The following is a 24686-nucleotide window of genomic DNA, read 5'->3' on the forward strand; positions in this document are numbered from 1 at the left end:
AGTTTAGAATGAAATTTACAAAAATGCAGGGATTAGGGAATGACTATATCTATTTTAACTGTATGGAAAAGGAGATTGGACATCCTGAGGAACTCTCCATTCAATTATCCCAATACCATTTTGGTATAGGGGCAGATGGAATTGTTTTAATATTGCCTTCTGAAATTGCGGATTTTAGGATGCGTATGTTCAATGCTGATGGCAGCGAAGGAAAAATGTGCGGAAATGCAAGCCGATGCATAGGAAAATATGTATACGAACGTGGATTAACAGATAAAACCGAACTTACATTAGAAACATTAAGCGGTGTAAAACAGCTTCAGTTGCAGGTACAAGATAAGAAAGTAACTTCTGTATCCGTAAATATGGGAGAACCCAAAGTGCGGGATGTAAACGCAACATTGATTATTGATGGAGTTGAATACCAGTACACAGATGTTTCCGTGGGAAATCCTCATTGTGTTATTTTTTCCCATAATATTGACGAAATGGATCTAGAGACGCCAGGTAGAAAGATTGAAGTAAATGAAAAATTTCCAGAGCGGACCAACGTAGAATTTGTGGAATTGATAAACCGTAATTTCATAAAAATGAGAGTTTGGGAGCGGGGCAGTGGCGAAACCATGGCTTGTGGAACAGGAGCTTGTGCTAGTGTTGTCGCGGCAGTAGAAAACGGATTCTGTGACCAAGATGTAACTGTTTTATTAAAAGGTGGACCTCTCCATATTTCTTATGGTAAGGATTTAATTATGACTGGGCCAGCAGCTTTTGTATTTGACGGGGAAATCAATGAGGAGGATTTTTCATGACACAGATAAATAAAAATTACTTAAATTTAAAAGAGAGCTATTTATTCTCTGATATCGCAAAAAGGGTAAAGAATTATGAAAATGAACATCCAGGTAAAAAAATAATACGAATGGGAATTGGAGATGTTAGTTTGCCGCTTTGTCCAGCTGTTATTACAGAAATGCAGGAAGCGGTTGCGGAAATGGGAACAGCGGAAACATTTCACGGCTATGGACCAGAACAGGGATATAGTTTCCTGAAAAAGCCAATTATGGAATACTATCAAACATTTGGTGTTTTTTTGGAAGAAGATGAAGTGTTTGTTTCTGATGGTGCCAAAAGTGACCTGGGAAATATATTGGACTTATTTTCAAAAGAGAATACTGTTTTAATACCGGACCCTGTTTATCCAGTATATGTGGATACCAATATTATGGATGGACGAAAGATTATCTATTTAAAAGCAGACCAGGATAATCATTTTTTGCCAATGCCTCAAGAAAATATACAAGGAGATATTATTTATTTATGTTCTCCAAATAATCCAACAGGAGCGGCTTATAGCAAAGCACAGTTAAAAGAATGGGTGGATTTTGCGTTATCCCACAATAGCTTGATTCTTTTTGACGCCGCTTATGAGGCGTTTATTTCGGACGATAGCCCCCATAGTATCTATGAAATTGAAGATGCAAAACAATGTGCTATCGAATTTTGTTCCTTTTCTAAAACCGCGGGGTTTACTGGTACCAGATGTGGATATACCATTGTCCCGATGGCTTTGCATTTTCAAGATGTTTCCATTAATCATCTTTGGTTAAGGCGCCAGACTACTAAATTTAATGGGGTGTCTTATGTGGTGCAACGGGCTGCAAAGGCTGTTTTTTCCGCAGAAGGACAAAGGCAGACAAAGAAAAATATCGAGTATTATAAACGCAATGCTAAACTTATGGCTGATACAATGGAACGTTTAAATATTTGGTATACGGGAGGAAAAAATTCTCCTTATGTATGGATTCGTTGCCCGCATCAGATGAGTTCTTGGGAATTTCTTGACTATCTTTTAGAAAAAATTCAAGTGGTTGGAACACCTGGAGAAGGTTTTGGAAAGAATGGAGCAGGGTATTTTCGTTTTTCTGCTTTTTCCAGTTATGAGGATACTATAGAAGCGATGGAACGTTTTTACAATCTTTTTCAATTAAATGAGTTGCCGGACTTAACGAAATGAAGCATAAAAGAAAAGGGATATTACAATAATATCCCTTTTCTTTTATTATGTGGCTTAATGAATACAGTTTTAGATCTGCAGACAAAGTTATGTCGTTCATGAATTGTTTACTTTTATTTAAATGGAATCGGTGCATTTTATAGAGAAATTTGTTACAATGAATAAAATAGAAATGAATTTTAAGGAAGGCAAGGATATATGAAGTTAAAAAAAGAAGACATTATTACAATTCCTAATTTTTTATCTGCTGCTCGGTTTTTGATGATTCCAATTTTTGTTGCATTGTATTTGACAGCAGAAAATTCTACTCAAATACGTTGGGCTGGGTGTGTACTGATTCTTTCTGGGATTACAGATTTTTTGGATGGCTTTATTGCAAGGACATTCCATCAGATTAGTGAACTGGGAAAAGCAATGGATCCAATTGCAGATAAATTGACTCAAGCTGCGGTAATCTTTTGTTTTGTGTTCCGATATCCAGAGATTATATGGCTGGTAATTTTATTCGTTGTAAAAGAATTATTTATGGGAATTAACGGATTGATTTTAATCCAGTATGGAAAAAAACTTGGCGGTGCAAAATGGTATGGTAAATTATCTACTGCGGTATTTGATGTTGTAGTTGTAATACTGTTGATTTTCCCAGATTTAGATTATCGTATTATTATGGGGCTATTTTGGACCACAGGATTTTTCTTAGCTTTATCTTTTATTTTATATATTCCGGTTTTTGTAAAAATGTACCAAGAAGTAAAACAAGAACAAAAGTAAACCATATAAATGAACCAGGTCCTATCTTAATTGATAGGGCCTGGTTCATTATTAGATATACATTAAGCAATTTGATCACGGTACTGTTTTGGTGTAATTTGAAAAACATTTTTAAAAGCACGCTCAAAACTACGTCGGTCGCTATAACCCAGGGTAGCGGCAATGGTCTCTGTAGAAAAATCTGAATTTGCCAACATTTCTTTTGCTTTATTTAATTTCATTTTATTTACCGTTTCCGCAAACCCATGTCCAGTTTGTTTGGAAATAAATCTGGAAATGTAGTTGGCAGAATAATGAAATTTATCAGATAACTCAGTTAATGTAACCGTCATAAAATGAGAATTAATATAACTTAATAAATCTAAAATATTTAAAACTTTCGTATTACTCTGTATTACTTTATTTTTTTGGTATAGTGAAGATAGCTCTAACAGAAAACCGCTTAAAACCGCCTTCATCATAGATTGCCAGTTCGGTTCTTGAGTCAAATAGGTAGATAACAACTTATAGAGGAAAAATAATAGATCGCAATCCTCTTCTAATTGGCATGAAATATATTTTGGTTGAGCAACTGGACTATAGATAGAATTGACAAAGAACTGATACAACAGATCATCTGTATCCAGCATGTTAATCAAACTATCCATAAAGGTGGACTTTCGCACTAAAATATTAACAAGATTTGTTGTTTCGTCATCTAATACAACGTTATGGGCAAGTTGTGTATTTAAAATCCAGATTGCCCCTGGCTGTAAAATAAATTCAGATTCATCTACATAGATATGACAGGTTCCGGAATGCAGATAATAAAACTCAAAAAATTCGTGAGTATGCTGGTGTAATTTTGCTTTTTTACAGCGTTCTTTTAAAGGAGTTTTTGTCGTATTCCAGGGAAAAAACTGTTCCGTTAAAAAGTCTAAATAAATCGTAATATTTTCATCATCATCAAAGAAGTTGTTTTCTTTTCGGATAGATATAGAGGGTTTATTGGGATCCAGTTGGACAGATTGTTTCTGTTTAGAGTTATTAATTATGCGTTCTTTAAATTTTACCATATGTATAGGATTTTTTCTAATATCCCGTACAATAACATCCAGTTTTTTTATTAATTTATTTTCCATGATTTTCCCTTTCCTTCCTGTGTTTATCATAACAATAGTTAAAAAAATTGTCAATATATCATTTTTAATCTTAAAATTGAGTAAATAAAAAAAGTATAATATCCATAAAAATGATACAATTTATATTGCAAGAGTGTGAAAACTGTCCTATTAAAGGAAATGACCCACGTGATATAATTTAATCAACGCAAGGGATTGCGGGGAGTAAAAAATTGTTTTTTTATTTATGCAGAGAGGAGAAAACAAATGGCAAAAAGTTTAAAAACACGAATTGTTGCCGTTGTAACAGCTACAGCGTTGCTTGGTTCTATGCTGGCAGCTACCAATGTATTTGCGACATCAACCGAACGTTTGGAACTGGTTAATCTCAAAACGGATGGCTTAGTACAACCATTGGGTATTGATGATGCACAGCCAGAATTTAGCTGGCAGATGGATTCCAACATTATTGGAGTTAACCAGCAATCTTATCAGGTTATTGTAAAAGACAATAACAATAATGTGGTTTGGGATTCCGGTGTGGTAAAGGATAGCACTTCTACCTTTATTCAATACGAAGGTACAGAGTTGCAACCAAAAACCCAGTATACTTGGACGGTAACTGTTACAGATGATGCTGGTGATACCTATACTTCTGAACCACAAACTTTTGAAACAGGTTTGATGGATACAACAAGAACTTCTTGGGATGGAGCAGAATGGATTGGTGCGGATGAACTGACTTTGGATGCAACTTCCGCAGCACTGTTTGATTTAAGAACAGATTTAACAATTCCTGAAGGAAGCACAAAGGCATCTGTTATTTTTGGTGCAGATGATTTCCGTCTAAACGATGAATATCTGAACATTTGGCGTAAAGGTGGGGAAAACTATATTAAATATGAAATTGATGTAACTGATCCAAATGCAGCTAAATTGAATATTTATGTAGTTGGTATGCCAGCTAAAGGACAAGAAGTAGAAAATGATGCAGCAGAAGTTGATTATACAATTGATATTTCTAATGTAATTAACGCTGAAAATGCTCATGCCCCCCATAATATTCGTATTGCTACTGTAAATAATATTAACAACATTGATTGTGTTATTGACGATATAACAGTAGATAGCAAACGCACATTAAATGTATTGGGTAGCGGTCATAACTATAACAGCTTCCCGAACTTAAATTCCATTGGTTTTGCGGTTCCAGCTGGTGAAACTGCTACATACAGTAATATGACAGTAGAAAATATGGGCTATGGTACTGGTACACTGTTTGGGGCAGAAATTGGCGCAACCTATGACATTTTTAATGGTTTAGATGGCGTTACTGTAAATGATGACAATACGATTACTGTTGGAAAAGCTGATGCGGATGTTTTAGCATATGCTGACCCATCTTATGGTTCTGCCCCAATGTTACGTACAGAATTTAACGCAGATAAAGAAATCGCTTCCGCTAGAATGTATGTTACCGCTCAAGGTATTTATGAAATGTACATTAACGGTGAAAGGATGGGCGATGACTGGTTCAACCCAGGAAACGAAGAATACCGCGAAAGAATTGCTTATCACACCTATGATGTAACCGATATGTTACAGCAGGGTGAAAACGCTATCGGCGCCCAGCTAAGTGAAGGCTGGTGGAGTGGTTACCAAACTTATACTTCTTCCAACTATAACTATTATGGTGATAAACAAGCATTGATGGCTAAATTGGAAATCACCTATACAGATGGTACCACCGATACTGTTGTAACCGATGACGCTACGTGGGATTACTACGGTGATGGTCCAGTAGAATATGGTTCTTTCTATCAAGGCGAACGTTATAACGCATTAAAAGAACAAGATGGATGGTCCACAGTAGGTTATGATGACAGTGCTTGGAGAGATGCGACAGTCATTGAAACCCGTGAAGCGTTTGATGATTACGAATTAGTTACCCGTTATGATGAACCAGCGGGCATCGTAAACGAAATACCTGTAAAAGAAGCGTTGGGAGAATCCCGTCCAGGTTCTGGTTCTTACATTTATGATATGGGTGAAAACGTAATTGGTGTCCCACAGATTACAATTCCAGATGAATATGTGGATGAAGGTCAGGAAGTAACTGTACGTTTTGCTGAAATCCTCTATCCAGATAATTTAGCGGAATATACAGATGCTGATATCGATGGTATGTTGATGACAGAAAACTACCGTGCAGCTTTATCTACCGACTTCTATACAGCAAAAGATGGTGATAATGTAATTGAGCCTCATTATACCTTCCATGGCTATCGTTACCTGGAAATCACAGGTCTGAAAAAAGAATTGCCGGCTGAATATATTAAGACATTAGTACTTTCTTCTATTGAAACAACAGCTACTTATGATAGCTCCAATGCTTTGGCAAATAGACTGTTTAAAAACGTTCAAAATTCTCAGACAAGTAACTTCTTGTCTTTACCAACTGACTGTCCACAGAGAAACGAAAGAATGGGCTGGACAGGTGACGCACAAGTGTTCTCCCGTGCGGCAACCTATAATGCGGATGTATATAACTTCTACCGTCAATGGTTAGTAACTTTGAGGGATTCCCAAGGGGAAAATGGTTCTTTACCAGTAACCGCTCCTTCTTATGGTAAAGTAACGGATGGTGAAGTACAAGTAGGGCATCCAGGTAGTGGCTTTATGGGTATTTCATGGGATGCTGCGTTGACATTGATTCCATGGCAGTTATACCGTCAATATGGTAATACTGGTATTATCGAAGAAAATATTGACGCTATCTATAGCTATCTGAATTACCTTGATGCAAATGATATGGAGCTGGCTCAGCCAGATGGAACAAAAGTAGCTGAACCATCCTTAACCAGCAAAACGGGTATTTTGGCAGACTGGCTATCTCGTGTATCCACAGATGCTTCTTTGATCAACAACGGTGTATACATTTATTTGATGGATGTTGCTTCTCAGATGGCAGAAGTTGTTGGCAGAACTGATATGGCTACCGAATTGCGTACCCGTTATGATGCGGCAAAAGAAGCTTGGAATAGAATTTATGTTGATCCAGAAACTGGGAAAACACAATCTGCTCCAAGTATTGGTAGAGATGGTTCTTACACACCTCCAACAATTCAGGATACAGAAGCTTCCTACGCAACTGCATTGGTTTACAATGTATTTAACGAAGCAAATAAAGCAAAAGCAGTAGAAAACTATGTAAATATTGTGAAGAATCCAGATCCAACTTTTGAAGATGATAATGGTAAGATTCCAGCATATTCTATTACTTCTGGTTTCTCCGGTACACCAAACCTGGTTCCAGCATTAACCCAAAATGGTTATATTGAAGATGCTTATAAACTGTTTGAACAAACAGAATACGCTTCTTGGCTGTATCCAGTAACCCAGGGTGCAACCTCTGTTTGGGAACGTTGGAACTCCTATACCGTAGAAAACGGCTTTGGTGGAAACAACTCAATGAACTCCTTCAATCACTTCTCCTTAGGTGCTATCTCTGAATGGATGATGGGCTATCAATTAGGTATCACAGGCGATGATGCAAATCCAGGCTATCAAGAATTCATCCTTCAACCAACAGTAGGTGGGACATTCACTTATGCAAACGGTTCCTTTGAATCCAACTATGGTGAAATCTATAGTGGTTGGACAGCAGACAATGGTACTATCACTTCTTACAGTACAGTAGTACCTGCAAATACAACAGCTACTCTGTACTTACCAATTAGTGAAGAACAAGCTGCAACATTCGAAAATATTGATGGTGTTACCTACGAAGGTATGGCAGTTAACAATGAAACCACTGTAGCAAAATTTACAGTAGAAGCTGGTGGTTATGACTTTACTATTACAGCAGATGGCGTAAGTGCATCTATTAAAGATGGTTATGTATCTAGAGATAGTCAACCTACAACAAATAAAGGTATTTTGAATACTGTAATTGCATATGCAGAAAATGCACAAGCAAGCGAAGAATTTGAAAATGTAATTGCAGATGTACAGAAATCATTTACAACTGCTCTGGACAATGCTAAGGCAATAGCTGCAAACGATGATGCAACTCAGGAAGAAATTGATGCAGCATGGCAGACATTGTTGACAGAAATCCATAAATTAGGATTTGTCAAAGGGGATATTACCTCTTTACAACAACTGGTAACATTAGGCGAAAGCTATGATATGAATGATTTTGTGCAAGCAGGCCAAGCAGAATTTAAAGAAGCATTGGAAGCAGCACAAGCAATCCTTGCAGATAAAGACAACGCAATGCAGGCAGAAATCGAAACAGCAGAAACCAATCTGCTGAACGCAATGTTGAACCTGAGATACAAAGCGGATAAATCCGTCTTAGAATCTGTATTGGCAGAAGCGAATGGTAAAGACGCATCTGCTTACACAGCAGAAAGTTACGCAGTATTAACAGCGGCAGTAGCGGAAGCAAATACAGTAATGGAAAATGAAAACGCAACCCAGGAAGAAGTAGATGCAGCTGTACAATCTGTACAGACAGCAATCGATGGTTTAGTAGCAGTAGATGGAACCGTTCCAGAAGAAACAACACCATCCACTGATGATGTAGCTACTCAAACTGGACAGGAATCTACAACAACCAAAGCGAATGCAGCTAAGACTGGTGACTTTGCTCCAATTGCTGGTGTAGTAGCCCTGATGGGTATTGCAGGTGTTTCTGCAATGGTACTCCGTAAAAAACATAATAAATAATTTAGTATCTTTTCTCTAAATTAAAAATAGGTGTTTTACAACCCCTCCAATTTATAATTGGAGGGGTTGTTTATTGCCATGGAAACGTTCCGTTTAACAGGGAGAGATATTCTGCAAAAAATGTTAATTTCAAGTTATAAACCAAGCAAGCTATTAGAAAAGGTACTACAAATATAAATAAATTGAATTGTGTGAATAACATTTTTTGGAGTGATAGGATAATAAATACAAGTAAAGGAAATTTTCAGTGCTTTTTCGATGTTTTTTAGTACTATTTTCGAGCTATTCAAGCCTCTGGTTTAGCCGAAAGTTGTGACTTTAAATTCATAGAATATTTGGTAAATAGAAAAATGTTACATTAAAGAACACTATAGCGGATAAGTTGATGATATGATTAAGATAGTTTACAATACGATAGTTTTTGAGAACTTAAAAAATGAAATTAATAGAATATGAAAAATTCTAATATGTAAAATCTGGTATACTCTTTCCAAGTTAGATGGATTATTTTATAGAATAATTATTCTATGATGATAAAAGATAATATTAAAATAGAAAAGAGGTGTGCCAATATGATAAATATTAGAAAAGTTGCTATAATTGGTTGTGGATTTGTTGGTTCTTCGATTGCGTTTAGTTTAATGCAGCGAGGGTTATTTTCTGAAATGGTTTTAATTGATTCCAATCAAGAGAAAGCGGAAGGAGAAGCAATGGACTTGGGGGATGGCCTACCTTATACTGCTTCTATGGATATCTATGCTGGGAGATATGATGATATTGCGGATTGCGCTTTAGTGATTATCACAGCTGGAGCAAATCAAAAACCAGGGGAAACCCGTTTAGACTTAATTGATAAAAATGTAGCAATTTTAAAAACTATTATTCCAGAAATAAAAAAACGTAATTTTGAAGGTATTTTAATGATTGTCTCTAATCCAGTAGACGTTTTAACCTATGCTGCTTATAAAATTTCTGGTTTTCCTGCCCATCGTGTGATTGGTTCCGGCACTGTATTAGATACGGCTAGGCTAAAACAATTATTAGGGGAATATTTAAGGGTAGATGCCAGAAGTGTACACGCTTTTATCGTCGGGGAACATGGGGACAGCGAACTTGCGGTATGGAGCAGCGCCAATGTGTCAGGTATCGATTTAGATCATTTTTGCGAAATTCGTGGAGAATCCAACCATGAAAATTCTATGGAAAATCTATATGAAATAGTTCGAGATAGTGCTTATGAGATTATTAAACGGAAAGGAGCTACCTATTATGGTATTGCGATGGCTGTTGCAAGGATTTCTGAGAGTATTGTAAAAGATGAACATTCTGTTTTACCAATTTCAGTCGTTCTGGAAGGAGAGTATGGATTAAAAGGATTAAGTTTAAGCATTCCCTCTATTGTAGGAAAGAATGGGCTGGAGACGATATTGGAAATCCCATTAAGTAAAAAAGAAAATGACGCATTAGCAGCTTCCGCAAAGCAGCTAGAACAAGTAATACAGAAAATCCATTTTTAAAACAAGTGGCCTAGATTTTTCTAGGCCATTTTTGGTGTTTTTTCGATGATAAGTAGTATATTATATGAGAAAGATTGCTATAAGATTTTCTGGAACTATAATCAACTAAAAATCCGTGATTTTAGGTTAATGATTTTTCGATAGCAAGGTGTTTTTATCCTATATTATACTCCATATTTACTTGTGAAGGAAAAAAATCAACTATGAGGATGATAAAATATATGGAGTTTATTTTGTATATATCCTATAAAATTTAAAAATTGTAATCGTTTTTTAGTACAAGTATAGTTTGGTTACAAATCTTTATGTAATCTTTATGTATATACAAGATAGATTAATATCATGTTAACGAAATAAGTGATATTATCTTTTTAGGCCTTAATGGACTTCAAAAAGGAGGGCACTATAATGTTGGATTTAGCGATGATAGGCACATTGGCTGTTTGCTTTCTATTAATTAAATTGCTAGCAGACTGGTGCGGCCATCAAATCGACAGAAAAGATTAAGGATAGGAGGACGATATAGAATGATTCTGTTAATCTTAATTTTGATCTTTATGTCAGGCTATTTACTATATGCTTTAGTAAATCCAGAAAAATTTTAATACTTGCTTATAGTAAATACAAAAAGAAATTTTTAGGAGGATAATCAAACTATGTTACAGATGATTGTAATACTAGCTGTTTTCGTTGCTTTGATCATTCCTTTAGGTACTTATTTATATCATATTGCAGAAAGAAAACACACATTTGCTGATCCTGTGTTTGACCGTGTAGATGGTGTTATCTATAAAGTATGTGGTATAAACCCTGATAAAGGAATGAACTGGAAGAAATATGCGCTTTCTTTAGTACTGGCAAATGCCGTAATGGTTTTTGTAGGGTATTTGATTTTGCGGATTCAATTTCTTCCAATTTTCAATCCAAATGGAATTGAAGGGATGCCTGCTGACCTTTCCTTTAACACCATTATATCATTTATGACCAATACAAACTTGCAACATTATTCTGGTGAAAGTGGACTGTCCTATTTAAGTCAGATGTTGGTAATTATTTTTATGATGTTTACTTCAGCTGCAAGCGGCTATGCAGCTTGTGTAGCTTTTGTGAGAGGTCTCTCCGGTAGAGGAAAAGACATGGGTAACTTTTATGCTGATTTAATCCGCATTACAACTCGTGTTTTAATTCCATTATCTATCATTGTTGGTTTATTGCTGGTATGGCAAGGATGTCCACAAAACTTATCTCAAAATGCTACTTTCCAGACTATTGAAGGAAATTTCCAAGATATGCAGATGGGTCCAATCGCCTCACTTGTATCTATCAAGCACTTAGGAACAAATGGTGGTGGTTTCTTGGGGGCAAACTCTACAACTCCATTGGAAAACCCAACCATTCTTACCAATATGATTGAAATGCTGTCCATGATGATTTTACCAGGTGCTTGTGTACTGATGTTTGGCAAAATGGTCCGCAGCCGTAAAAAAGAAAAAGACCTAAGAAAAATGAAAAATGGTCAGATCCGTACCCCTATTTTTGGAACAGAAGGCCGCACCATTTTCTGTGCAATGGGTGTCATTTTCTTAATTGGTTTAGCTGTTTGCTATTTTGCAGAATTAGCAGGAAACCCAGCATTGGCTAAGGTTGGTTTAAACCAGAGTATGGGCAGTATGGAAGGAAAAGAAGTTCGTTTTGGTATAGCACAATCCGCTATGTTTACTACTGTAACAACTTCGTTTACAACTGGTACTGTAAATAATATGCATGATACTTTGACGCCACTTGGTGGTATGATACCATTACTACATATGATGTTAAATTTGGTATTTGGCGGTAAAGGCGTTGGCTTGATGAACATGGTTATGTATGCTATTTTGGCTGTATTTATTTGCGGTTTAATGATCGGACGTACACCAGAATATTTAGGCAAAAAAATTGAAGGTAAAGAGATGAAGTTAACCGCTCTTTGCATTATTGTTCATCCGTTATTGATTTTAGCATTCTCTGCAATTGCAGTTGGAACAGCAGCTGGCTTAGAGGGAATTACAAATCCAGGTTTCCATGGTCTGAGCCAGGTGTTATATGAATTTTCCTCCTCTGCTGCTAACAATGGTTCTGGTTTTGAAGGATTAGCGGATAATACCTTGTTCTGGAACGTTACCGCAGGGTTAGCAATGTTCTTTGGCCGATATATTTCGATTATTATTCAGCTTGCAGTTGCAGCTTCCTTGATGAGAAAAGCTCCAGTAAATGAATCAATTGGTACCTTGCGTACAGATACACCAACCTTTACTATTGCATTGATAGCGGTTGTATATATCTTTGCTGCATTGACATTCTTCCCAGCATTGTCACTTGGCCCAATTGCTGAGCATCTAACTCTATGGGGTTAAGGAGGGGTTGAACGATGAGTAAAAAACAAAAAACTAAATTTATTACTGCCGATATTTTAAAAAGTGCAATTGGAAATGCGTTTATTAAGTTAAACCCAAGATATATGATGAAAAATCCAGTTATGTTTGTAGTAGAAGTTGGATGTATCATCACTTTGATCCTTTGCTTTGTTCCAAATTTATTTGGAACTACAGATATTCCAAATGTTCGCACTTATAATATTATTGTTACAATTATTCTGTTTATCACGGTTTTGTTCGCAAACTTTGCGGAAGCTGTGGCAGAAGGTCGTGGTAAAGCACAAGCTGCTAGTTTGAAAAAGACACAAAAAGATACAGAAGCACGTTTGATTCATGAAGATGGGACAGAAGAAATTGTTAGTTCTAGCCAATTAAAAAAGAGTGATATTGTCCTGGTAAAAACAGGAGAAATTATTCCAAATGATGGCGAGGTAATTGAAGGGGTTGCTTCTGTTGATGAATCTGCTATTACTGGGGAATCCGCTCCGGTTGTTCGTGAAAGCGGTGGAGACTTTTGCTCTGTTACTGGTGGCACCACTGTGGTAAGTGACTGGCTGCGTATTAAAATTACATCTTCCCCTGGTGATAGTTTCCTGGATCGTATGATTGCACTGGTCGAAGGTGCTTCACGTAAAAAGACACCTAACGAGATTGCTTTGAATACTTTATTGGTAAGTTTGACCATTATCTTTATGATTGTAATTATCACTTTATACCCTATTGGTATTTATAGTGGTGTAACACTTCCTGTTGCTACTTTGATTGCTCTGGCTGTTTGTTTGATTCCAACTACCATTGGTGGTTTGTTATCCGCAATTGGTATTGCTGGTATGGACCGTGTAACTCGTTTTAATGTTATTGCAATGTCTGGTAAAGCAGTAGAAGCATGTGGCGACGTAGATACCATGATTTTGGATAAAACAGGTACCATTACATTCGGTAACCGTCTAGCAGCTGATTTTTATCCAGTTGGCAATGCTGATAAAAATGATTTAATCAATTGTGCGGTACAAAGTTCTTTACATGACAGTACTCCAGAAGGAAAATCTACAGTTGAACTGGGACGGAAATTAGGCTGTGATATACAGGAAATGGATGGTGCAGAATACATAGAATTCTCCGCACAAACCCGTATGAGCGGTGTGGATTTGCCAGATGGAACAAAGATCCGGAAAGGTGCAAGTGAAGCGATCCAAGAGTATATAGTAGCGAATGGAGGTACCATTCCAGCTGATTTGGAAGAACGTGTGAATGAAGTAGCACGTTTAGGGGGTACACCATTAACTGTATGCAAAGGAAATGTAGTGCTTGGTGTTATCTATTTAAAAGATACCGTAAAACCAGGTATGAGGGAACGTTTTGAACGTTTGCGTGCAATTGGTATAAAAACCATTATGTGTACAGGAGATAACCCATTAACTGCAGCAACCATTGCTTCAGAAGCAGGCGTAGACGATTTTATTGCGGAATGTAAACCAGAAGATAAAATCCGTGTTATTAAAGAAGAACAGGCACATGGTAAAATTGTTGCCATGACAGGTGATGGAACCAATGACGCCCCTGCCCTTGCACAGGCAAATGTTGGTTTGGCGATGAACAGTGGTACTGCCGCTGCAAAAGAAGCTGCTAATATGGTAGACTTGGATTCTAACCCAACCAAAATTTTGGAAGTTGTAGAGATTGGTAAACAATTATTAATTACTCGCGGAAGCTTAACAACATTCAGTATTGCAAACGATATTGCAAAATACTTTGCAATTATTCCAGCTATGTTCATGAGTTATATCCCTGCGTTAGGTGTATTGAATATCATGCATCTGGCTTCTCCATTGAGCGCGATTCTATCTGCATTAATCTTTAACGCCATTATTATTCCTTGCTTGATTCCTTTGGCAATGAAAGGTGTTAAATATAGACCAATGAACAGCAGCAAAATGTTACGCCGTAACATGTTAATTTATGGTTTAGGCGGTATTATTGTTCCGTTTGTGGGAATCAAAATTATTGACTTAATCATCCATCCATTATTAATGTTGTTGGGTTTGAATTAAGGGAGGATATACTATCATGGGAACAAAATTAAAAAATGCAATGAGTGGACTGAAAAAGGCTTTTCTGGTTACAGTAGTATTGCTGATTCTTTGTGGCTTGATTTATCCATTAGTATTAACGGGTATTTCTCAAGTGATATTTCCAAAACAGGCAAATGGTAGTGTAATTACTGTAGATGGAAAACAAGTTGGTTCTGAATTGGTTGGCCAGGATTTTACTGATGAACGCTTTATGAAGTGCCGTCCATCTTCTGTAAACTATAATACTTATACCCAGGAAGATGTAGATAACGGTGACCATACTATGGGTGCGCCATCTTCTGGCTCTAATAACTATGCTCCTTCTAACCCTGAATTGGCAGAACGTGTACAAGCGGATATTGACGCATTTTTAGAAGAAAATCCAGATGTGAAAAAAGAGGATATACCAACTGATTTGCTAACGGCTTCCGGTTCTGGTTTGGATCCACATATCTCTCCAGAATCTGCTGAAATACAGATTCCACGTTTGGTAGAAACTACAAAATTATCCGAAGATGAATTAAAACAGATTGTAAAGGATAATACAAACGGTAAATTCCTTGGAATTTTTGGTGAAGAGACTGTTAATGTATTAGGTGTTAACCTGGACATTGCAGAAAAACTTGGTATGATTGGCAGTGAAGAATAATTGCTAGAAAACCTAATAAAAGGCTACTATTGAAATTTCAATAGTAGCCTTTTTTATATGAAAGAAATATAAGGTAGTAGTATAGGAAATATTAATAAAAATAGGTAGAATTTGAGGTAATGAAAAAATGATAGCAGTTTTTTGGACAAATTAGAAGCTTGATGAAATCTTCACATTAGAGAATATTACAAGACTGTAAGTTTATTTTCTATTTTGACGTAATTTGATAAAAAAAACGATTTACTTCCTTCATATTCATTCCATATAATATAAATACAATAATGACTGATCTACTGAAAGGAGGGAATTGTTTTGCGTTGTCCAAATTGCGGAAAGGAAAATCCACAGGGATATTTAATATGTTATTTTTGTCATGAGCTTTTAACACCACGCCCCAATAAAATTTATGGAGTGGATACAAGACCAACGATTGATCTTGAACAAAACAACAAGCAAGAATTAAATCAATGGAAAGAAGAACCACATTTACAGTTTGAAACATCATCTCCAGTTAGTCAGCAAAAAAAGGAACAGGAGAATTTAAAAAATACAACATCAAAGCCACAAAAAATAAAACAGCAGAAAACAAAAGCTGCAAAATCAAAACGTCCTAAACGATCAAAATCTCCAAAAAGGGTAAAACAAAAGAAACAAAAACGAGTGAGTTCTCCTCGGAAGCAAGTAAAAGAAGTTCATACAGTGAAAAAACGGGGAGGTTTTTTGGCAGCATTTTTAGCACTATTGTTGCTTGCTATTGCCGCTATTGTCATTGCTGGAGCTTTGTTGATTCACCATTATGGATTACAAACAATATTAAACCATTTTGGATATCAAATTACTACAGTACAACAGGATGAAACATCTTCTCAAGAAGTATCAGAATTCAGTTCCATACAACAAGAAACTGAATCGAAAGTGGATCAAAAAGGGGAAAGTTCTTCAGAACCGGAAACATCTTCGGAACCAGAAGAAAACAAAGAACTAGAATAAGAAACTTAGCCTGCTCAAATTCTATTTATGATTGGGCGGGCTAAGTTTTTATAGAGGGTCATCAGTAAAGGTGGACATATGATTCCAATCATTATTATTGGTAGGAATCTATTTGGCTAATTGTATAGGAACATTTTGATTTCTTGACAGTAGTAGAAAAAAGGTGTATCCTTTCATTAATAAATAAGCTGATGTAAAAAGAAACAATTGATGCTAAAATTTTGGTTAATATTACTTAAATCTACTTTACGTAGATAGAAATAGAACAGCATGTGAGTTGTTTTTAAAGATAAATTTGTTATGCTAAGGTATACAAATAAATGAGGAGGAAAACTTTTTGGACAGTAAAAGGACGGGGCTGTTTATTGCTTATTGCCGCAAACAAAAACAGATGACCCAACAACAATTAGCAGATACTTTAGGAGTAACCAATAAAGCTGTTTCGAAATGGGAAACGGGCCAGGGAATGCCAGATATTAGTATTTTAGAATCTTTAAGTCAGATATTAGGTGTTAGTATTGATGAGATTATCAGAGGAGAGAAACAAAAAAATACTACAAATCATCCAGAAGAACAAAAAGAGGATATGCCAGAAGAAAATACAGTTGAAATAACCACAAAGATGGATGAAACTATTTTGTTGGATTATTATAAAAATATGTTTCCAATAAAAACAAGAAAAAGAAGATATCTTATTTATTTTCTATTAATTATTTTAGGTATTAGTATTGGTATGGTCGTTTGGGATACCAACTGGATTGTTACGATTCTGGTTGGATGTTTATATATTGCAATAGTAACGATTACCATTTGTTTTGTTCAGCAACAATATAAATTGGCTGCGAAAAGGAAATTAAAGAAAAACCATCAATTATATGGTGGCATTCCAATTTTAAAAGTTTTGTTGCAACAAGAAAAAATTCATTGTATGGATTCTTTTTTAGACATACAGCTTCCATATCATAAAATTAAAACAATAATAGAAACAGAGTGCCTTATTCTTTTGACTTATGAAACGAATACAGTTTTATTAGATAAAAGAGGAATAAAAGACCATACTGTTATGGAAGTATTGGAATTATTCCATCAAAAAGCCCCGCAAGCATTCTGCAAAAAATATATTCCTAGCAATCAGTCAAAAATAAAGAACATAGTTGGAGTTAGCTGTATTATCATAGGAGCATTATTACAATTATTACAGATTGTTTATTATGGATTGCATTACTCTCAAGGAGTAGAATATCTTTGGGATGGTATGCTGTACTGGATCAATGGCATTTTAATCGCTTTGGTTGGAATAGGGATTATCAGTTTGGTTTGGCCAAAACGAAAATGGATACTGACAAGTTCGATCTTAGCTATGTTATTGTTGGTACTCAATTTATTTGGTTCATTTATTTCACAAAATAAAAATGAGACGATCTGGTCTATATCACCAGATGGAAGCAATAGCATGGTAATGAAGCGAAATCCAGATACAGGAAGAACATATGATTACCATCATCATAAACTGTTTTTTATTTCATCTGGCAGCCAGCTTCCGTACACAGTAAGTAAAAACAAAAAAATCCAATGGCTTACCAATGATATTTGCGCTTTTACGTATATGTCCCCGGACGACAGTCAGATCCACCAATATATTGCTACTTATGGAGATAGAACATTGGGATCCTATTATTATGTTACAAATGTGATTGGCGGAGATTGGACAACTTATGATACGAACAATACGGTTGGATGGCATATTCTTGTAGATGACGGAGTTATGCTAAAATATGGAGAAACCAAAGAATATTATTCGTTGGATGATTGCGTCCAATTTGGAACTACTGCGATAGCTTTATGTAAAAATGGGATTCCCCAATGGACAATTGTGTTGAATGAAGATTGTGAAGTAACAAGTGGAAGCGATTTAACAGGAACGATTACTTTATGTAAGGTATCAATGGATCAAACTGCTCCAACTATATTTCATCGTAGTTCATCTGAGGCGAATTTAGATGAGTTAGAAGAATTGAAACTGGGGTAAAATTTTAGGAAGGAAGGTGATAGTTTGGTTATTGATGTGCATACACATATTTTTCCTGAACATATTGCAGAAAAAGCAACAAACAATATTGGAAATTATTATCAAATACCAATTCAATTTAACGGTACAGTAAATCAATTATTAGATAATATGCAACAATACCATATCGACAAATGTGTTGTAAATTCTGTTGCGACAAATCCTCATCAAGTACAAACTATTAATCAATTTGTGGCAGAACAAGTTAAAAATTATCCTAATCAGTTAATTGGGTTTGGTTCATTGCATCCTGATAGTGAAAATTTAGAACAGGATTTTCAACAATTACGGGAACTTAAGTTAAAAGGAATCAAATTGCATCCTGATTTTCAAGGAAGAGCAATTGATGACCCAAAAGTAATGAAAATCTATGAAATGGCGGAAGGATGTTGTCCGATCTTAATGCATATGGGAAGTACAGATTCGGATTTATCCAGCCCAAAGCGCTTGGCGAAGATATTGGACTTGTTTCCGAAATTAGATATCATAGCAGCCCATTTTGGAGGTTGGTCCCATTGGGAAGATGCGGCATTAGAGTTGGCATTAAAACGTGTCTATGTAGACACCAGCAGTACCCAATATGCAGTAAAGCCGCATCAAATTCGGGAATTAATCGATATCTTTGGAATTCATCATGTGATTTTTGGTTCAGATTATCCTATCTTTAACGCAGGAGATGAATTAAAACGATTTGAAAACATTCCAATGACAGAAGAAGAAAAGGAATGTATTTTCCATGGCAATATAGAGCGTCTCCTATTAAAATATAAAACAAATAGCTGATTTATTTGGATTTATTATCTTATTAGATAATATTTCTACTGAATTGTTGTTGCTATAATATCAGAAAAACCTGTTATAAATAAGTAAATTTTAGTAAATCAATCCATAATAAGGAAAATATAATAGAAAAAAGGAAAAAGTAGTTGACAAAAGGGAGAAGGTGTGATATATTATTAAAGCTGCAACGGAAGAGCGGCCGGGAGGGCAAGAGGCGCCGTTGAGCAAAAAGGAAGAAACGAAAAAAGATGAAAAAACATCTTGACAAAGAGGAAGCGATATGATATAATAAATAAGTCGCTTCTGAGGCAAGCGAAACGAAAGAAACAAAAAACTTTCAAAAAAAGCTTGACAAAATCACAGAGATGTGATAAAATAGTAAAGCTGCTTGAGGGCAGCGGTCAAGAAACGACAAAAACAGGACCTTGAAAATTAAACAATATAGTAAGTAACGAAAACGAACCAATCCTTGTTAATTCAAGAGTTTTAGTTATTTTAGAAAAAATGACGTTAGCGTATTCGAGTAATACGAGCTAGATTAAATCATTCGAGAGGATGTTTTGATATGATTAAATTAAGAGTTTGATCCTGGCTCAGGACGAACGCTGGCGGCGCGCCTAACACATGCAAGTCGAACGGAGATACCTGTTAGATCCCTTCGGGGTGACGATGGACTATCTTAGTGGCGGACGGGTGAGTAACACGTGAGCAACCTGCCTTACAGAGTGGGATAACGTTTGGAAACGAACGCTAATACCGCATAACATTAACTTATCGCATGGTAAGATAATCAAAGAAATTCGCTGTAAGATGGGCTCGCGTCTGATTAGATAGTTGGTGAGGTAACGGCTCACCAAGTCGACGATCAGTAGCCGGACTGAGAGGTTGAACGGCCACATTGGGACTGAGACACGGCCCAGACTCCTACGGGAGGCAGCAGTGGGGAATATTGCACAATGGGGGAAACCCTGATGCAGCGACGCCGCGTGAGGGAAGAAGGTTTTCGGATTGTAAACCTCTGTCTTCAGGGACGATAGTGACGGTACCTGAGGAGGAAGCTCCGGCTAACTACGTGCCAGCAGCCGCGGTAATACGTAGGGAGCGAGCGTTGTCCGGAATTACTGGGTGTAAAGGGAGCGTAGGCGGGACAGCAAGTTGAATGTGAAATCTATGGGCTCAACCCATAAACTGCGTTCAAAACTGTTGTTCTTGAGTGAAGTAGAGGTAGGCGGAATTCCTAGTGTAGCGGTGAAATGCGTAGATATTAGGAGGAACACCAGTGGCGAAGGCGGCCTACTGGGCTTTAACTGACGCTGAGGCTCGAAAGCGTGGGTAGCAAACAGGATTAGATACCCTGGTAGTCCACGCTGTAAACGATGATTACTAGGTGTGGGGGGGTCAACCTTCCGTGCCGGAGTTAACACAATAAGTAATCCACCTGGGGAGTACGACCGCAAGGTTGAAACTCAAAGGAATTGACGGGGGCCCGCACAAGCAGTGGAGTATGTGGTTTAATTCGAAGCAACGCGAAGAACCTTACCAGGTCTTGACATCCAACTAACGAGATAGAGATATGTTAGGTGCCCTTCGGGGAAAGTTGAGACAGGTGGTGCATGGTTGTCGTCAGCTCGTGTCGTGAGATGTTGGGTTAAGTCCCGCAACGAGCGCAACCCTTACCATTAGTTGCTACGCAAGAGCACTCTAATGGGACTGCCGTTGACAAAACGGAGGAAGGTGGGGATGACGTCAAATCATCATGCCCCTTATGACCTGGGCCACACACGTACTACAATGGCTATTAACAGAGGGAAGCAATACCGCGAGGAGGAGCAAACCCCTAAAAATAGTCTCAGTTCGGATTGCAGGCTGCAACCCGCCTGCATGAAGCCGGAATTGCTAGTAATCGCGGATCAGCATGCCGCGGTGAATACGTTCCCGGGCCTTGTACACACCGCCCGTCACACCATGAGAGTTGGCAACACCCGAAGCCAGTAGCCTAACCGCAAGGAGGGCGCTGTCGAAGGTGGGGTTGATGATTAGGGTGAAGTCGTAACAAGGTAGCCGTATCGGAAGGTGCGGCTGGATCACCTCCTTTCTATGGAGAACTGACAGGATGGTAAGTGTTAGGAGCTATATTGTTTAATTTTGAAGGCCCTGAGTCTTCAGAAAAATAATTGATGGGAAAAGCGGCAACCTAGAAACCCTGGAAAATGGGGGTGTAGCTCAGCTGGGAGAGCACCTGCCTTGCACGCAGGGGGTCAGGAGTTCGATCCTCCTCATCTCCACCACAACCGAAAGGTTGAACAGGGAAAAGAGAGACCGACAGCCGAATCTAACATGGGCTCATAGCTCAGGTGGTTAGAGCGCACGCCTGATAAGCGTGAGGTCGGTGGTTCGAGTCCACTTGAGCCCACCAAGTTACTTGAAAAAGTAACAAAGAAGAAGTACCTTGAAAACTGAATAAGTAAAGCGATAAAAGTAGTTAAGACAAATATCTTTTTTAAAAAAGGGTAAAAATACTACTACAATTTGAAAAAGTTGGAGAACATAATTCAAATGGTCAAGCTACAAAGAGCGCAGAGAGAATGCCTTGGCATTAGGAGCCGATGAAGGACGTGGTAAGCAACGATATGCTACGGGGAGTCGCAAGCAGACATCGATCCGTAGAATTCCGAATGGAGGAATCCGGCAGTGGTTATGCACTGTCATCATATACTGAATCCATAGGTATATGAGGGGAACCGCCTGAACTGAAACATCTAAGTAGGGCGAGGAAGAGAAATCAACCGAGATTTTCCTAGTAGTGGCGAGCGAACGGGAAAGAGGCCAAACCAAAGGTAGCAATATCTTTGGGGTTCGGACTGCAATGTGTATCTGACGAGTTAGGAGAAGTGCATGGGAAGGCACACCAAAGGAAGTGAAAGTCTTGTATCCGAAAACAGATCAGAGCTAGCAGTATCCAGAGTACCGCGGGACACGTGAAACCCCGTGGGAAGATAGGGGGACCACCCTCTAAGCCTAAATACTACCTAATGACCGATAGCGAAAAGTACTGTGAAGGAAAGGTGAAAAGAACCCCGGGAGGGGAGTGAAATAGAACCTGAAACTCTGTGCTTACAAGCAGATAGAGCACGTCAAAGTGTGATATCGTACCTATTGTAGAATGGTCCGGCGAGTATACGTATGTAGCAAGGTTAAGAACTTCAGGTTCGGAGCCGAAGCGAGAGCGAGTCTGAATGGGGCGTTTAGTTTCATGCGTATGACCCGAAACCAGGTGACCTATCCATGTCCAGGTTGAAGTGACGGTAACACGTCATGGAGGACCGAACCCACTCCCGTTGAAATGGTAGGGGATGAGATGTGGATAGCGGAGAAATTCCAATCGAACTTGGATATAGCTGGTTCTCCCCGAAATAGCTTTAGGGCTAGCGTTGCCATAAAGATTACCGGAGGTAAAGCACTGAATAGTCTAGGGGCCGAGAGGCTACCGAAACTTATCAAACTCTGAATGCCGGATAATCATGGGCAGCAGTCAGACTGTGTGAGATAAGTCTCATAGTCAAAAGGGAAAGAGCCCAGACCCACAGCTAAGGTCCCAAAGTACATTTAAGTGGAAAAGGATGTAGGATTGCGAAAACAACCAGGATGTTGGCTTAGAAGCAGCCACACATTTAAAGAGTGCGTAATAGCTCACTGGTCGAGTGGTCCTGCGCCGAAAATTTAACGGGGCTAAAATGTACACCGAAGCTTGGGCTTGATACGTAAGTATCAGGGGTAGGGGAGCGTCGTATACGGAGAGAAGTCATAGCGGAAGCGGTGGTGGACTGTATACGAGTGAGAATGCCGGAATGAGTAGCGAGAATTATGTGAGAATCATAATGGCCGAAAGCCTAAGGTTTTAGGAGGAAGGTTCGTCCGCTCCTAGTAAGCCGGGAGCTAAGGTGAGGCCGAAAGGCGTAGCCGATGCACATACGGTTGATATTCCGTAGCCTCCAAAAGATTTAAGCAAAGGGACACTTTAGAAGGGTGTAAGCCGGGCGTTGGTAGACCCGGTCGTAAGGGACTGAAATTAGAGTAAGGAAGTACACTTGGATGAAGGCGAGAAAAGCTTTGTGGATATCTTCGGAGCCCGTACCGCAAACCGACACAGGTAGGTAGGAAGAGGATTCTAAGGCCAACGGGAGAAGGGTTGTTAAGGAACTCGGCAAGTTGACCCCGTAACTTAGGGATAAGGGGTGCTCTAGCAATAGAGCCGCAGAGAATAGGCCCGGGCGACTGTTTATCAAAAACACAGGTCTCTGCTAAATCGAAAGATGACGTATAGGGGCTGACACCTGCCCAGTGCTGGAAGGTTAAGAGGAGGAGTGAGAGCTCTGAATTGAAGCCCCAGTGAACGGCGGCCGTAACTATAACGGTCCTAAGGTAGCGAAATTCCTTGTCAGGTAAGTTCTGACCCGCACGAATGGTGTAACGATCTGGGCACTGTCTCAACAATCCACCCGGCGAAATTGTAGTACCGGTGAAGATGCCGGTTACCCGCGACTAGACGGAAAGACCCCATGGAGCTTTACTGTAGCCTAATATTGGATTTTGGTATTTCATGTACAGGATAGGTGGGAGGCTAGGAAGCAAAGGCGTCAGCTTTTGTGGAGCCATCGTTGGGATACCACTCTTGGAGTGCTGAAATTCTAACCTGCGGCCATGAATCTGGTCGGGGGACATTGTTAGGTGGGCAGTTTGACTGGGGCGGTCGCCTCCTAAAAGGTAACGGAGGCGCTCAAAGGTTCGCTCAGTACGGACGGAAACCGTGCATTAGAGTGTAAACGCATAAGCGAGCCTAACTGCGAGACTGACAAGTCGAGCAGTAACGAAAGTTGGAGTTAGTGATCCGGCGGTATGTGAGTGGAAATGCCGTCGCTCAACGGATAAAAGCTACCCTGGGGATAACAGGCTGATCTCCCCCAAGAGTCCACATCGACGGGGAGGTTTGGCACCTCGATGTCGGCTCATCGCATCCTGGGGCTGGATTCGGTCCCAAGGGTTTGGCTGTTCGCCAATTAAAGCGGTACGCGAGCTGGGTTCAGAACGTCGTGAGACAGTTCGGTCCCTATCTGTCGTGGGCGTAGGATATTTGAAAGGAGCTGTCCCTAGTACGAGAGGACCGGGATGGACGCACCTCTGGTGTACCTGTTGTCATGCCAATGGCACGGCAGGGCAGCTATGTGCGGATCGGATAAACGCTGAAGGCATCTAAGCGTGAAGCCGTCCTTAAGATAAGATATCCCACTGGGTTAACCAGGTAAGACCCCTTGTAGACTACGAGGTTGATAGGCTCAAAGTGTAAGCGTCGTGAGGCGTTAAGCTAGCGAGTACTAATCGGTCGAGGGCTTGACCAATGATATGTTCTAAAATCGTGATACTTATTCAGTTTTGAGGGTACTGAACCTTCAAAAGAAATAGACGGTGTTAATGGCGATGAGGATCCACCTGTTCCCATACCGAACACAGTAGTTAAGCTCATCAACGTCGAAGATACTTGGCTGGAGACGGCCTGGGAAAATAGAAAAATGCCGTCAC

At 38.7% G+C, this 24686-nt stretch carries 13 protein-coding genes, 2 tRNA genes and 3 rRNA genes; 17 read left to right on the forward strand and 1 reads right to left on the reverse strand.

The features are described 5' to 3' along the window. Positions 1-8: 8 nt before the first annotated feature. The 3 genes from dapF to BQ2683_RS00460 all read left to right on the forward strand — a co-directional run bounded on the left by dapF (position 9) and on the right by BQ2683_RS00460 (position 2785). Positions 9-809 carry a diaminopimelate epimerase gene (gene dapF / locus BQ2683_RS00450; protein ID WP_069986787.1) on the forward strand — a complete coding sequence of 267 codons (801 nt, stop codon included), beginning with the start codon at positions 9-11 and terminating at the stop codon, positions 807-809. Then, entirely contained in the window at positions 806-2014 is a 1209-nt protein-coding gene (locus BQ2683_RS00455; RefSeq protein ID WP_069986788.1) for an LL-diaminopimelate aminotransferase, read from the forward strand. Before dapF ends, BQ2683_RS00455 begins: the two co-directional genes overlap by 4 nt. Before the next feature lie 198 nt (positions 2015-2212). Further along, complete coding sequence (locus BQ2683_RS00460) at positions 2213-2785, forward strand: CDP-alcohol phosphatidyltransferase family protein (protein ID WP_069986789.1); 573 nt, start codon at positions 2213-2215, stop codon at positions 2783-2785. A 62-nt stretch (positions 2786-2847) separates the two neighbouring features. On the opposite strand, the gene BQ2683_RS00465 is transcribed toward BQ2683_RS00460, so the two are convergent. Further along, a complete protein-coding gene (locus tag BQ2683_RS00465) occupies positions 2848-3906 on the reverse strand; it encodes an AraC family transcriptional regulator (protein ID WP_069986790.1) in 1059 nt (352 codons plus the stop codon). A gap of 246 nt (positions 3907-4152) precedes the next feature. Here BQ2683_RS00465 and BQ2683_RS00470 point away from each other — a divergent pair, with 246 nt between their 5' ends. The 14 genes from BQ2683_RS00470 (at position 4153) to rrf (ending at position 24685) form a co-directional block, all read left to right on the forward strand. Beyond that, positions 4153-8619: a family 78 glycoside hydrolase catalytic domain gene (locus tag BQ2683_RS00470; RefSeq protein WP_069986791.1), complete on the forward strand. Its 4467-nt coding sequence runs from the start codon at positions 4153-4155 to the stop codon at positions 8617-8619. 572 nt (positions 8620-9191) lie between these two features. Next, on the forward strand, positions 9192-10136 hold the full coding sequence (locus BQ2683_RS00475) for an L-lactate dehydrogenase (RefSeq protein ID WP_069986792.1): 945 nt from the start codon (positions 9192-9194) through the stop codon (positions 10134-10136). Between the two features lie 557 nt (positions 10137-10693). Next, entirely contained in the window at positions 10694-10741 is a 48-nt protein-coding gene (locus BQ2683_RS13860) for a potassium-transporting ATPase subunit F (RefSeq protein ID WP_416348757.1), read from the forward strand. Between the two features lie 51 nt (positions 10742-10792). Then, the gene (gene kdpA / locus BQ2683_RS00480; RefSeq protein ID WP_069986793.1) at positions 10793-12529 is read left to right on the forward strand and encodes a potassium-transporting ATPase subunit KdpA; all 1737 of its coding nucleotides are present in this window, start codon (positions 10793-10795) and stop codon (positions 12527-12529) included. A 14-nt stretch (positions 12530-12543) separates the two neighbouring features. Beyond that, a complete protein-coding gene (gene kdpB / locus BQ2683_RS00485) occupies positions 12544-14601 on the forward strand; it encodes a potassium-transporting ATPase subunit KdpB (RefSeq protein ID WP_069986794.1) in 2058 nt (685 codons plus the stop codon). Positions 14602-14617: 16 nt separating this feature from the next. Further along, positions 14618-15271 (forward strand): K(+)-transporting ATPase subunit C, encoded by a 654-nt coding sequence (locus BQ2683_RS00490; RefSeq protein WP_235843870.1) that lies wholly within the window; start codon positions 14618-14620, stop codon positions 15269-15271. A gap of 312 nt (positions 15272-15583) precedes the next feature. After that, on the forward strand, positions 15584-16261 hold the full coding sequence (locus BQ2683_RS00495; protein WP_069986795.1) for a zinc ribbon domain-containing protein: 678 nt from the start codon (positions 15584-15586) through the stop codon (positions 16259-16261). Between the two features lie 337 nt (positions 16262-16598). Next, entirely contained in the window at positions 16599-18290 is a 1692-nt protein-coding gene (locus BQ2683_RS00500; RefSeq protein ID WP_069986796.1) for a helix-turn-helix domain-containing protein, read from the forward strand. Positions 18291-18314: 24 nt separating this feature from the next. Continuing rightward, complete coding sequence (locus tag BQ2683_RS00505; protein WP_069986797.1) at positions 18315-19112, forward strand: amidohydrolase family protein; 798 nt, start codon at positions 18315-18317, stop codon at positions 19110-19112. 567 nt (positions 19113-19679) lie between these two features. After that, positions 19680-21204, forward strand: a 16S ribosomal RNA gene (locus tag BQ2683_RS00510). 117 nt (positions 21205-21321) lie between these two features. Further along, positions 21322-21397: transfer RNA gene (locus BQ2683_RS00515), tRNA-Ala, on the forward strand. A 51-nt stretch (positions 21398-21448) separates the two neighbouring features. Beyond that, positions 21449-21525: transfer RNA gene (locus BQ2683_RS00520), tRNA-Ile, on the forward strand. 142 nt (positions 21526-21667) lie between these two features. Continuing rightward, positions 21668-24505: ribosomal RNA gene (locus BQ2683_RS00525) — 23S ribosomal RNA — on the forward strand. 63 nt (positions 24506-24568) lie between these two features. Then, positions 24569-24685 (forward strand): 5S ribosomal RNA (gene rrf / locus BQ2683_RS00530). The 16S, 23S and 5S rRNA genes sit together here with 2 tRNA genes alongside, the layout of an rRNA operon. Position 24686 lies beyond the last annotated feature (1 nt).

Origin of the sequence: Massilioclostridium coli, assembly GCF_900095865.1 — a bacterium.
In the GTDB taxonomy this organism is placed as follows: Bacteria; Bacillota; Clostridia; order Oscillospirales; family Ruminococcaceae; genus Massilioclostridium; species Massilioclostridium facile.